The sequence below is a fragment of the Pseudomonas sp. FH4 genome (assembly GCF_000510915.2).
Taxonomy (GTDB): domain Bacteria; phylum Pseudomonadota; class Gammaproteobacteria; order Pseudomonadales; family Pseudomonadaceae; genus Aquipseudomonas; species Aquipseudomonas brenneri.
This window is the reverse complement of record NZ_AOHN01000019.1, coordinates 249,332-261,366: the sequence shown is the minus strand read 5'-3', so window position 1 is coordinate 261,366 and position 12,035 is coordinate 249,332. Positions and strand designations below refer to the sequence as shown.

Annotated in this window: 10 protein-coding genes; 1 reads left to right on the top strand and 9 read right to left on the bottom strand. The window is 63.8% G+C overall.

The genetic code is table 11. The features are described from left to right. The first annotated feature begins 124 nt into the window (after positions 1-124). A complete protein-coding gene (locus H097_RS14540) occupies positions 125-796 on the top strand; it encodes a DUF3313 domain-containing protein (protein WP_032860562.1) in 672 nt (223 codons plus the stop codon). Positions 797-837: 41 nt separating this feature from the next. Here the strand turns inward: H097_RS14540 and H097_RS14535 are convergent, their stop codons facing one another. The 9 genes from H097_RS14535 to H097_RS14495 form a co-directional block, all read right to left on the bottom strand. Further along, a complete protein-coding gene (locus H097_RS14535) occupies positions 838-3,324 on the bottom strand; it encodes a fused MFS/spermidine synthase (protein WP_032860561.1) in 2,487 nt (828 codons plus the stop codon). Between the two features lie 154 nt (positions 3,325-3,478). After that, positions 3,479-5,065: an arylsulfatase gene (locus H097_RS14530; RefSeq protein WP_032860559.1), complete on the bottom strand. Its 1,587-nt coding sequence runs from the start codon at positions 5,063-5,065 to the stop codon at positions 3,479-3,481. A gap of 76 nt (positions 5,066-5,141) precedes the next feature. Further along, positions 5,142-6,143 (bottom strand): HAD family hydrolase, encoded by a 1,002-nt coding sequence (locus H097_RS14525; protein WP_032860558.1) that lies wholly within the window; start codon positions 6,141-6,143, stop codon positions 5,142-5,144. After that, positions 6,140-7,195, bottom strand: coding sequence for a BatD family protein (locus H097_RS14520; protein WP_032860557.1), 1,056 nt, complete (start codon positions 7,193-7,195; stop codon positions 6,140-6,142). Before H097_RS14520 ends, H097_RS14525 begins: the two co-directional genes overlap by 4 nt. Then, on the bottom strand, positions 7,188-8,699 hold the full coding sequence (locus tag H097_RS14515) for a VWA domain-containing protein (protein WP_032860556.1): 1,512 nt from the start codon (positions 8,697-8,699) through the stop codon (positions 7,188-7,190). Before H097_RS14515 ends, H097_RS14520 begins: the two co-directional genes overlap by 8 nt. Next, positions 8,680-9,681, bottom strand: coding sequence for a VWA domain-containing protein (locus tag H097_RS14510; protein WP_032860553.1), 1,002 nt, complete (start codon positions 9,679-9,681; stop codon positions 8,680-8,682). The genes H097_RS14515 and H097_RS14510 overlap by 20 nt, the downstream gene beginning before the upstream one ends. Next, positions 9,668-10,138, bottom strand: a complete 471-nt coding sequence (locus tag H097_RS14505; protein ID WP_032860552.1) for a DUF4381 domain-containing protein — start codon at positions 10,136-10,138, stop codon at positions 9,668-9,670. Before H097_RS14505 ends, H097_RS14510 begins: the two co-directional genes overlap by 14 nt. Further along, complete coding sequence (locus H097_RS14500; RefSeq protein ID WP_032860551.1) at positions 10,135-11,058, bottom strand: DUF58 domain-containing protein; 924 nt, start codon at positions 11,056-11,058, stop codon at positions 10,135-10,137. The genes H097_RS14505 and H097_RS14500 overlap by 4 nt, the downstream gene beginning before the upstream one ends. Beyond that, the gene (locus H097_RS14495; protein WP_032860550.1) at positions 11,055-12,029 is read right to left on the bottom strand and encodes a MoxR family ATPase; all 975 of its coding nucleotides are present in this window, start codon (positions 12,027-12,029) and stop codon (positions 11,055-11,057) included. The genes H097_RS14500 and H097_RS14495 overlap by 4 nt, the downstream gene beginning before the upstream one ends. Positions 12,030-12,035 lie beyond the last annotated feature (6 nt).

Below are 12,035 nucleotides of genomic sequence, written 5' to 3'. Positions count from 1 at the left end.
TGGATGCCTGTCAAATCGATGCGGTGAAATAAGCCGCACATGCGCGCAACCGGCAGGTTATTTCCCAAGAGTTGGCTATACCTGTAACTTCACATTTCGACGATAAACACCAAGGAGTCGCACCATGAAGCTAGGGCTAATGATCAGCACACTGTGTATTGCCTCACTCGGGGTTGCCGGGTGCGCGAGTAAAGTCCCCCAGCCGGACGAATACTCGGGCTTTCTCTCGGACTACAGTCATTTACGCGAAGCCAAGTCGCCGTCGGGCGCAGAGGTGATGCGCTGGGTCGATCCCAAGCTGAATCTGAACCGCTACACCTCGGTGTACATCGAGCCGACCCAGTTCTTCCCCAAGCCCCAGGCCACCGCGCAGATTCCCGAAGACACTTTGCGCAGCATCAACGAGTACTACAACCAGGCGCTCAAGCGTGAGCTGGTCAAGTCACTGCCACTGGCCAATGCACCGGGCCCTGGGGTGATTGTGGTGCGGGCGGCCATTACTGCTGTCAGTCGCAAGACTGAAGGCCTCAAGCCCTACGAATTCATTCCGGTCGCCCTGGTGGCAGCAGCGGTCAGCACTGGCACCGGGATTCGCGACCAGGAAACCACCCTGGGTACCGAGGCGCAGTTTCTCGATGGTGACAGCGGCCGCGTGATTGCCCAAGTCGTGCGTAAAGGCACGGGCAAGCCTTTGGACAACGATACCCAGGTCATGAAAGCAGCCGACGTGAAGGCTGTGATGGATGGCTGGGCGGCGGACCTGCATCAGTCGTACGTCAAGCTCAAAACCCAATAACCCGCCCTCACGGTAGGAGCTGGCAAGCCAGCTCCTACACGTCAATCGCCGACAAACCAGCGGTAATACGGGTTGGCGCCATCTTCCTGCAACACTTGCCGGATATCCCGCCCCCACGCCGCGCGATCACCTTCGTAGGCATGCAGGCTGGCGCGGTAGAACTGCATCAGGCGTTGCTGCTCTGCGTCCAGGGTCCGCGAGAATGCCGGGTCGGCATTGCGCAGCGGTGCGCTTACCCGCAAGTCCAGTAATGCCGGCAATACCCGCTTGATCTCCTGGCTGCGCACCCATGGTGCGTATTCGATGCGTGGTTGATCATCGGTGACCGCCAGGGCCTGCCCGGCAAAACGCTCCAGCCCATTGCGATCGGTGACCCAGGTGGCCAGCAAGGTCGCTGCCGAATCAATGCCGACCTCGGCCAGGGCACTGCGTACCGGGGCTTGTTCGAAGCGCTGGCGGATGCGCGCGGCGTCCAGCTCGATGGGCTCCATGGAACCCACCAGCAGCATTTCGTGGAATTCGCTGGTCCACAGGCTGGCGTAGGGAAACACATCGAGAAAGCTGCGCACCAATGACTGCGAATCTTCGATGTTCTGTGTTGGCAGTGGCAGCCATTGGGCCAGCAGGCCGTGTTTCTCCAGGCGGCGCGCGGCCAATTGATAGAAGTCGCGCGAATACAGGTTGACCACGCCGGCGGCGGAGGGCGGTGGCGGCTCCAGGGTGATCAAGTCGTAGGCCTGGGGGCTGCGCAGCAGTTCCTGGCGACCGTCGCGCAAGCGCACTTGCACGCCGGGATCGCTGGCGGCGTTGTAGTTGCCCTTGAACAGGGGCGCCGCTTGCACCACCGCAGGCAGCAACTCGGCGACCACCCGTTGTTCCAGCCCCGGATAACGCAACAGTGCTCCCGCGGTGATACCGGTGCCAAAGCCGATCACCAGGGCCGAGCGGGGTTCGCCGTTATGGATCAGCAGCGGCAGCAGGGCCTGGATGCGCATATAACGCAGGGATGGCATGGCGTCGCCGGTATTGGAAACGCCCTGGATATACAGGCGTTGAAAGGCCCGTGCACCTTTGCCCTGGGTGACCACGGCGACCGTGGCACCGCGTCCTTCCTGGTAAAACTTGAGGCTGGCATTGCGTGCACCGGGCAACAAGTTGGCCAGGCGATCCACGGGGGTCAGCAGGGCCACGGCCAGCGACAACAGGCCCAGAGCCGCTACCGCCTGGCGCCGACCCCTTTTCACCCCATGGCCACGCCGTGCCGCGATGTAACCTACCGCGCCGGCAATCACTGCCAGCAGGCCCAGGGTGCGCACCAGACCCAGCCAGGGAATCAGCACAAAGCCGCAGAGCATGACGCCGACAATCCCGCCCAGGGTGTTGAACGCCACTACCGCGCCCACATCCCCGCCCACATGCGCGCTGCCCACACTCAGGCGCAACGCCAGGGGAAACGCCGCGCCCAGCAACAGGGTGGGCACAAACACAATGCACAGGGCGGCCATCGCAAAACGCGCGCTCATGCCCGCCAACTCAGAGCCGCCCAGGCTCAGCACCAGCGCCTCGGCCTGGGTTTGCAACAGCACCAGCCAACGGCCCAGCAGGGCGATTTCCAGCAGGGCCACCAGCCCGGCCCCGGCGATCAACAGGCCGAACACGCCCCAGGGATCGCGCAGGCGTTCGACCCGGCGCGCCATGAGTTGGCTGCCGATAAACAACCCGGCCAGGTAGGTGGCCAACACCACCGCAAAGGCGTAGGTGCGGGTGCTCATGAACTGCACGATCGATTGCGACCAGACCACTTCGTAACCCAGGGCCACGCCACCGGCGATGGCATACAGCACCAGTGCCAGGCGCGCCGGCTGCGTCTTGGACGGGACGCTGGCCGCCGTCGCGCGATGACGCACATACAACAAGGCGCCGACGGCGGCCAGCAGGTTGAGCAGGGCGGCCACCAGGGCACTGCCGCGCACGCCAAAGGTGGCGATCAGCACAAAGGCGGTGAGCAAGGTGCCGACGATCGCCCCGGCGGTGTTCGCGGCATACAGTCGGCCACCGGCCTGGCCCAGGTCCTTGGCATCGACGTTGAGGGCGCGCACCAGCACTGGCAGGGTGCCGCCCATCAACAAGGCAGGCAGACCGACCAGGATGAAGGGCAGGCTCCAGGCCAACAGGCCGATGCGTTGCTCCAGCCAGGCAAACGGGCTGGCGGCCATGCCCAGGGCCAGCGTGGCGCTGACCCCCAGCACGGCGACAAAAATTTCCAGTGCCGCGTACAGCACCAGCGGCCGGGCGAAACGGTCGGCCCAGCGGCCAAACAGCAGGCTGCCCAGGGCCAGCCCGGCAAAGAACGCACTGATCCCAGTGGTAATGGCATAGACCTCGACCCCGACCACCAGCGACAACTGCTTGATCCATAGCACCTGATACACCAGGGCGGCGGCGCCGGAGGTGAACAGCAGCAGGGCGGGGATCAGCAGGGTGGAGGTGATTTGAGTTTGAACCATGGCAGCGGAGCGTGAAGACATTGAGTGGAGCCCCCTGTAGGAGCGAGCTTGCTCGCGAAAAACGCCAACGATTACGCGCACATTCTGGATAAACGCGGCGCGCTTGCATTTTTCGCGAGCAAGCTCGCGCCTACATAAAAATGCCGCTCACCCTGGGTGAGCGGCGTTCAGCCCTTTATTGTGCAGGCTGTGCTTTAGCCTTCTCGGCAATCTTCGCATCCACCGCTGCACGAATCTGGTCGATGCTGAAGCTCGCCGGTTTCTGGCTCGGTGGGTATTCGACAAAGGTTTGGAGGAACTTCGCCGATTTGGTCACCGCTACCGCAACCAGGTAGACGTTTTTCGTGCTCCAGTCGTAATACTGATCAGAGACGATGTCTGCCCGCTCAAACGGGTCCATGCGCAAGTTGAAGATCTTCGGTACCCGCAGGCACACGAACGGCTCGCTCCACACCTTGAACCCACCGGGCGCGCGCTGTTCGCAGTACACGGCTTTCCAGTTGCCAAAGCGCGCCGAAACCAGCACCCCGTCATCGTTGAAGTAATAGAACTCGTCGCGTGCGCCCTTGGGTTGCTGGCCTGTCAGGTACGGCAGTTGGTTGAAACCATCCAGGTGCACCTTGAAATTGCCACCGCCTGCGGTGGGCGCCCAGCCTTTGAGCAGCTTGTCCTTGACCTCGGTATCACCCGCGGCCGCGAGCAGGGTCGGGAACCAGTCCATGCCCGAGAACATCTCGTTGGAGACCTCGGCCGGCTTGATCTTGCCCGGCCAGCGAATCATCGCCGGCACGCGATAGGCACCTTCCCAGTTGGAGTTCTTCTCGTTGCGAAACGGCGTGGTCGCCGCATCCGGCCAGGAGAACTGATTCGGCCCGTTATCAGTGGTGTAGACCACGATGGTGTTGTCGGCGATTTTCAGGTCGTCGAGGGTTTGCAGGAGTTTACCGACGTCGCCGTCATGCTCCAGCATGCCATCGGCATACTCGTTGCCGGGCATGCCGCTCTGGCCCTTCATCGACTCACGCACATGGGTGAACAAGTGCATGCGGGTGGTGTTCATCCACACAAAGAACGGCTTGTCGGCCTCGGCCTGCTTCTTGATGAACGCCTGGGCGGCAGCGGTGGTTTCGTCGTCGATGGTCTCCATGCGCTTGGTGGTCAAGGCACCGGTGTCCTCGATCTTGCCGTCGGCAAAACTGTGGATTACCCCACGCGGCGAGTTGGCCTTGACGAAGTCAGGGTCGTCCTTGGGCCAATAGGGCCGCTCGGGTTCCTCTTCAGCATTGAGGTGGTAGAGGTTGCCGAAAAACTCGTCGAAACCGTGGTTGGTCGGCAGGTATTCGTCTTTGTCACCCAAGTGGTTCTTGCCGAACTGGCCGGTGGCATAGCCCAGTGACTTGAGGGCCTGGGCGATGGTGATATCGCGCTTTTGCAGGCCCACCGATGCGCCCGGTGCGCCGACCTTCGACAAGCCCGTGCGCAACGGCGTCTGGCCCGTGATAAAGGATGAACGCCCGGCGGTACAGCTGTTCTCGGCGTAGTAATCGGTGAACATCATGCCTTCTTTGGCGATGCGGTCGATGTTCGGGGTCTTGTAGCCCACCACGCCCATGGAATAGGCGCTGATATTGGTTTGCCCGATGTCATCGCCGAATATCACCAGGATATTCGGCTTTTCGGCGGCCAAGGCGGTTGCCCCGGCCCCCATCACTGAAGCCGCCACCAGGGCCAGCTTCGGTAGCCACTTGCGTATGCGAGTCATAAGACCTGCTCCTATATTGGCTTGAGCCGCAGTACCTGCGACCAACGTTTATTACAGTCCATCGCGACGTCTTTTCTTATTGCACCTGCTGTTGCACCACCGGCTCGAAGGGGTAGATACGGCGCCATTCGGCGGCCATATCCACCACAGTCCAACCTTGGGTGTTTGCCTCATCCAGCGCCTTGTCCAGGCGCCCGACGGAAGATTTGCGGTCATAGGCCCACTCGCGCGTGGCGTCGGTGTGGTGCACCAGCCCCATCAAGCGTTTGCCTTTGCCAGCGGCCGTCCACTGCAGCATCTGCAGGTCGCCGTCGGAGTTGCCGAAGGCCAGGATCGGGCGCCGGCCGATGATCGCGTCGATGCTTTCCGGCTTGCCCGGGCCATCGTCGTTGTGGGCCAACTTGGCAGTGCGCAGGATGTGCGGGGTGCCGTCGGTGATCTGGAACTGGGTCACGAAGGTGCTGCCGATCACCTGTTCCGGCGGCACGCCGTAGACCACTTCGGCAAAGGCGCGCATGAATGCGGTGTCGCCGCCGGAGACGATGTAGGTCTTGAATTGCTGGCTGCGCAGGTAGTCGAGCATTTCCAGCATCGGCTGGTAGATCATCTCGGTGTAGGGTTTGCCGGTTTTCGGGTGGCGGGCCTGGGTCAACCAGGCCTTGGCATTGGCGATAAAGGTCTCGGTGCTGATCCCGGTATGGGTCGCGCCGATGATTTTCAGCAGGCCGTCCATGCCGCTCTGGGCCAGGGCCTGATGGTCGTTTTCCAGCACTGCCTTGAAGGGCTGGGTGGTGCGCCAGTCCGGATGCTGGGGCGCCAGGCGTTTGATTTCATCGAATGCGAACAGCACCTGGAAATACGCCGGTTGCTCGGTCCACAGAGTGCCGTCGTTATCGAACACGGCGATGCGCTCGGCCGGTTTGACATAGTCCGTCGAACCCTCGGCGGTCACCGCCTGGACGAACTCGATGATGTGCTGTTTGCTCGGGCCCTCATTCCAGGAAGGCAGTGGGTCGGCGCCCAGCACCGGGAAGCTCAGGAGCAGCAGCAAGGGTAGGGTGCGGCGCAGAGACGTCATGGGAAATCCTTTTCGCGACGAGGGTTCAGTGGTTGCAAGCGTAGTTGACGGCAGGTCCAGCGCAATGTTGTCCAGGCCCGTCGCCACAGAGGGGGAACCCGTGGCCACAGCACGCGGAGCAGGTAGCCGGCGAGCGCCAGCAGCACCAGCGCCGCGCTCCAGGCCAGGGCATGGCGCGACAGTTGCCAGCGGCTGTGCTGGCCGAGGTCCTTGAGGTCTTGGGCGATGGAAAAGGTCGGGGCGTAGGTGCTACCGGCCAGGGCTTCGACGTTGATGGCCGGCAATTGCGCCACTTGCAGGCGATGGTTGCGGCTGTCCCACCATTTCACGCGGATCGCGGGTAGTTGGTAATGACCCGCCTGTTCGATCCGGTACACCCAGCGATCCACGCGCTGCCCGCCAGTGAGTGTGCCGCGCCCGTTATCCAGGTTGCTGATCATGGGCGCCTGTGGGTAGGCACGCAGGCCTTGAACCGTGGCCTGGGGTGGCGCGGCCAAGGACAGTGCCGGGGTGTTGTCGGCTTGCAGGGTGACGGTGCGGGTCAGGCTGTCGCCGACGTGCAAAGGGCTCGCCGAGGTGCTGAGCTGTTGTGCCAGGCGCACGTCGGCGGCCACCAGCAGGTGTTCGCCGGGGGCGAAACCGGGCGGTCGCGAGGCCTTGAAGGCCAGTGGTGTGCTGTGGGCGATCAACGGGGCGCTGGCCTGGCCCGGCTGGGCACTGATGGTCAGGGAGGGCACGTTGAAGTCTTGGGCCACATTGGGGGTGATCCGGTAGCGGTAGCGCATGCCAAAGAAGGTCTGGCCGTCGATCACCTGGGTCAGGTGCTCGGACTCGCCGCCCGGTGCATCCACCCGCGCCCCCGGTAATTGCAAGGCTGGCAGGCTGGCGGCGGCAGTGAACCAGGTGTCGGTGAGCACATCGACCTGCAACTGCACTTGCTCGCCCACCACCACCTGCGGGCCGGGCAGCAGTTGCACCTGCACCTTGAGTTGCGGCTCGCCCGCCCAGAGCGGGGCGCAGAACAGCAGGCCGAGCAGGGCATACCTATTCATGGCCCGCACCTTGATCTTGCAGGCTGAATTTACGTCGCAGGAAATTGGCCGGCGAAGTGCTCAGGTTCTGCAGCCACAAGGCATCACTGCTGGCCTGTTCGGTCTGCACCGTCTTGGTCTGGCCCTTGCCGGGCGTCTTGTCGAACTTGAGGGCGTCGGGCTTGACCTCGGGGGTGTTGTCGGCTGCGCTTTCGGTGTCTTTTTTCAAGGCTATGGCCAATGCCAGGTTGGCGCTGGCCTGGGGAAAGTCCGGCTGGTGTTGTAAGGCTTGCTGATAGGCGCTGATGGCCTGGTCGAACTTGAAGCGGCGCACGTAGATATTGCCCTGGTAGAACGCTGCCTGCGCGGTGTCGAGTTGGGCGAAGGTGGCCAGGGCCAGGTCATAGTCGGCGGCGTTGTAGGCGGCGATGCCTTTCCAGTAGGGGTCGACAAACAGTTGGGCGGCGGCGGGGTAGTGATGGTGCTCAAAGGCCCAGCGGCCCTGTTGATCGGCGGTGAGGAACGCATCGGCCAGGGCATTGGCCTGGGCAGGCTGGGGTGGCAGGAGCAGCCCCAGCAGCAACACGGCAGCCCAGTTCAGGCTCCAGCCGCGACGAATGCACAGCAGCGCCACCAGCAACAGCGGCCAGCAGAGCCAGTAACCGGCGTCTTTCCATTGCAGGGCGCGCTGTTGCTCATCGGCATCCTGGAAATGCTGCTGGGCGTGCAGCTCCACCCAGTCGAGATCGTCGTCATTGAGGGTCAGGCTGCCCAGTGGTGCGTCGGTGGCAGCGGCCAGTTGTTTCAGGGCGGGGGCGTCAAAGCTGGCGGGATTGCTGCCTACGGCCAGGATCAATACTTGCAGCGGGCTGTCGGCCAATAACGCCTTGAGGCGCGGCAGTTGCGTGGCGTCGGCACCGTCACTTATCAGCAGCAAGGTACCGGGGGCTTGTTCTGCCGCTAGCAGGCGCTTGGCCTGCGCGATAACCCCGGCCACGTCCTTGCCCGGCCGGGTGAGCAAGTCGCTGCTCAAGGCCTGGATAAAGCTGTCCAGCAACGCAGGGTCATCGGTGGGCGGTAACACCAGGTGCGCACTGCCAGCGTAGACGATCAGCGCGGTGCGCGCGCCGCTGCGGCGCGCAATCAGGTCGTGCAATGTGTGCTTGGCCGCTTCCAGGCGGGTGGGTGGCACATCGATGGTGTCCATGGACGGCGACAGGTCGAGGGCAATGATCAACGGCGCACGGTTTTCCAGGAAGTCCGGGCGGTCCTGTTCCCAGGTCGGCCCGGCAGCGGCGAGGGCGCCGAGCACCAACAGCGCACTGGCCAGATGTACGGGCCGCAGGCGGTGGGGGTCGCTGGGCATCAACAGCAGATGTGGTAACAGATGGGGCGCAATATTGCCGCGCAGGCGGTGTTGCAGATCGCGGCTGCGCCGCCACAGCATCGGCAACAGCACGCCGATCAGCGCCAGCAACAGCCAGGCTGGGCGCAGCAAGTGCAAGTCATTGAGGTTGAACGCCATCAGCGGCCTCCCGTCTTGGGCGGTGCGGCCATGCCACGGCAATCAGGTGATACAGCGCAAACAGGCTCAGGGCCGCGGTCAGCGGCAGCCAGAACAGATCGCGCTTGGGCTGGTGGCTGAGGGTTTTCACTTGATGGGGGGTGAGTTGGTCCAGGGTGGCGTAGACCTGGTCCAGGGTGTCGCGGTTTTCGGCACGTAAATAACGCCCGCCCGTGGTTTCGGCAATCTGCTGCAAGGCACTCAGGTTGACCTTGGCTTCGCCCGACGCACTCGGGTCGCCAATGCCGATGGTATGGATCACCACGCCTTTGGCTGCCGCCATGCTGGCCGCGTGTTCCGGGGTGATGGCGCTGCTGGTGTCGTTGCCGTCGGTGAGCAGGATCAGCACTTTTTCCTGTTCGTGGGCCGCGTCCAGCAGTTTCAGGCTCAAGCCGATGGCATCGCCAATTGCGGTGTTGGGCCCGGCCATGCCGATGCCGCTGTCATCGAGCAACAGCGCCAGGCTGGCATGGTCCAGGGTCAATGGCGCCTGGGGATAGGCGCCGCTGCCGAACAGGATCAGGCCCAGGCGATCATCCTTGCGGCGCTGGATAAAGCCCTGCACCACTTGCTTGACCGCCGTCAGACGGTCGATTTTCTGGCCACTGGCGTCGGTGAAATCCTCGGTCTGCATGGACTGGGATATGTCGATGGCGAGCATCAGGTCGCGCACCGGCTGTTGGCGTTCGATGGGTTTTTCGACCCAGACCGGGCGGGCGATGGCCAGCACCAGCAGGCCCCACACCAACAGGTTGAGCATCAGTTGCGCGCGATTGCCTTGGCTGCCACTGGTCGCAGGTTTTTGCCCCACTGCACGGCTCATGCCCGTAAAAAACGGTACACGTACGGCGCTGCGGGCCTCGCGGTAGTCGGGCAGGTAGCGCCAGGCCAGCCAGGGCAATGGCAGCAGAAGCAACAGCCAGGGGTAATCAAGCTGCCACATGATGAGCCTCCACCCAGGTTCGGCATTGGGCCAGCAGGCGTGTGCGTTGTTCCGGCGACAGTGCGTCTGCCGGGGCATAAGCCAACTCGGCCAGTTGCCGGCTGAGGTCTGCCGGCACATCCGCGCCGCCATGACGTTGCAGGAAGGCTTGCCACTGGGCGCCATTGAGGGTCGGCACGCGTTGCTGCTCCTCGGGTGCCAAGGGCATCGACAGGGCTACGCGCTTGAGCAGCGTTGGCAGCTCACGTAGATCGTCCAGGGCATCCAGTCGCGCCAGGGCTTCACGGCGATAGGCATTGCGTCGCCATTTCAACCAGGCCCGTGCTGCCCACGCCAACAGGCCCAGGACCAGCAGCCCCAGCAGGACCCACCAGCCCCAGGTCTGCGGCCAATAGCTGACGGGCGCGGGCAAGCCCAGCTCTTGCAGCTGTTCGATGCTCGGCACCTGGCTGTTCAACGACGCCTGCCCAGTTCGTCACGCAACTGATCGGCGGCGGGCAGCGCGGTGCTGAACATCAGCAACGGCACCTGGCTGCGGCGTAACAGGCTGGCGACAGCCTTCAAGCGCCCGCCCAGAAAATCCCCCAAGGGTTGGCGCACCTGCTGTTTCTGCACCGCCAGCTCCACTTGCAGCTGGCCCTGGGTCACGCGCAGTTGGCCGGTCCTGGGCACGTTGAGGGCCAGTGGATCGTAGACTTGCAGGGCGATCACATCATTGTGGGCCGACAGTTGCCGCAACAGCTGCAGGGTGCGCGGCCCGGCGCCGGCAAAGTCGCTGACGATGCAGATCAAATGGTCATGCCCGGCCAGGGCCAGGCACTGCTGCAAGACCTTGTCCAGTTGCCCGTCGCCTTCATGGTCGGGATTGCTGGCGTTGAGCGCCTGGTTATGCTGCACGATGCGGCTGCACAGGGCTTCGACCCGCTTGCGGCTGCGCAGCGGGGCCACGGCGTCGATGCGCTCATCGTTGAACACCACGCCGCCAACCCGGTCGCCCGCGCCGAATACCATCCACGCCGCCAGCGCCCCCAACTCGGCGGCGACTGCCGATTTGAAACTGCGCACCGAGCCAAAGAACATCGACATGCGTTGGTCGACCACGATCAAGGCCGGGCGGTCGCGTTCCTCGGTAAAGGACCGCACCACCGGCTTGCCGGTGCGCAGGGACGCCCGCCAGTCGAGGTGACGCAAATCGTCGCCGGGTTGATAGCGCCGCAGCTCGTCGAAGTTCAGGCCGCGCCCGCGCAGCCTGGAGGCATGGTTGCCCGCCAGGAGGCTGCCCCGGGGTTGGCGCGCAATGAAACTCAAGCCCCGTGCCTGGAACTGCAGGGCCATCAACTGCCCGAGGGACACGTAGACCTGGCCGTCGGCGTTCATGCCGGGAGCGCCACTTTGGCCAGGAGCCGGTCCAGCACCTGATCGGCGTTGACGCCATCGGCCACGGCGTCGTAGCTCAATTGCAGGCGGTGACGCAGCACCGGGTGGACCACGGCTTGCACGTTGGCTGGCGTCACGAATGCCTGCCCCTGTAGCCAGGCGTCGGCCCGCGCGCAGCGGTCCAGGCCGATGCCTCCCCGGGGGCTGGCGCCGAGGCTGATCCAGCGCGCCAGGTCCGCGTCGTAGTCGCCGGGGTGGCGGGTGGCATTGATCAGGTCGATCAGGTAGCGGTCGATGGCAGGTGAGACCTGTACCGCGCTGACTTCCTTGCGGGCGGCGAAGATCACCTCCTGCGCCAGAGTGAAACCCTGGGTGACGGAGCTGTCGACGGCCTGTTCTTCCGCACGCAGCAGGCGCAACACCTGGCTTTCATCATCGGCACTGGGGTAGTCGAGGAGGATTTTCATCACGAACCGGTCCATCTGCGCTTCCGGCAACGGGTAGGTGCCTTCCTGCTCGATGGGGTTCTGGGTCGCGACCACGATAAACAACTCGGGCAGTGCATGACTGGCGCCCGCCACGGTGATTTGCCGCTCTTCCATGGCTTCGAGCAGGGCGGCCTGGACCTTGGCCGGGGCGCGGTTGATTTCATCGGCAAGGATCAGGTTGCCGAACAGCGGGCCGGGCTGGAAGCGGATCTGGTTCTGCCCATCCACCTGGTGCAGGACCTCGGCCCCGGTGATGTCCGAGGGCAGCAGATCGGGGGTGAACTGGATCCGGCTCATTTTTGCGTCCAGGTGCCTGGCCAGGGCCTTGACCGTGCGGGTCTTGGCCAGCCCCGGAAGGCTTTCCAGCAGCAGGTGACCGTTGGCCAGCAGGCCCAGGAGGATCTGCCGGATAACCTGGTCCTGGCCCAGCACGCTTTCGGCGATGTTGGCTTGCAGGGCGTTTAGATCGTTGAGCGCTGTCATCACAAT

Excerpts from the sequence above, each read along its gene's own strand:
- H097_RS14540 (WP_032860562.1), top strand. The coding sequence starts at position 125 with ATGAAGCTAGGGCTAATGATCAGCACACTGTGTATTGCCTCACTCGGG.
- H097_RS14525 (WP_032860558.1), bottom strand. The coding sequence starts at position 6,143 with ATGACGTCTCTGCGCCGCACCCTACCCTTGCTGCTGCTCCTGAGCTTC.
- H097_RS14520 (WP_032860557.1), bottom strand. The coding sequence starts at position 7,195 with ATGAATAGGTATGCCCTGCTCGGCCTGCTGTTCTGCGCCCCGCTCTGG.
- H097_RS14535 (WP_032860561.1), bottom strand. The coding sequence starts at position 3,324 with ATGTCTTCACGCTCCGCTGCCATGGTTCAAACTCAAATCACCTCCACC.
- H097_RS14500 (WP_032860551.1), bottom strand. The coding sequence starts at position 11,058 with ATGAACGCCGACGGCCAGGTCTACGTGTCCCTCGGGCAGTTGATGGCC.
- H097_RS14515 (WP_032860556.1), bottom strand. The coding sequence starts at position 8,699 with ATGGCGTTCAACCTCAATGACTTGCACTTGCTGCGCCCAGCCTGGCTG.
- H097_RS14495 (WP_032860550.1), bottom strand. The coding sequence starts at position 12,029 with ATGACAGCGCTCAACGATCTAAACGCCCTGCAAGCCAACATCGCCGAA.
- H097_RS14510 (WP_032860553.1), bottom strand. The coding sequence starts at position 9,681 with ATGTGGCAGCTTGATTACCCCTGGCTGTTGCTTCTGCTGCCATTGCCC.
- H097_RS14530 (WP_032860559.1), bottom strand. The coding sequence starts at position 5,065 with ATGACTCGCATACGCAAGTGGCTACCGAAGCTGGCCCTGGTGGCGGCT.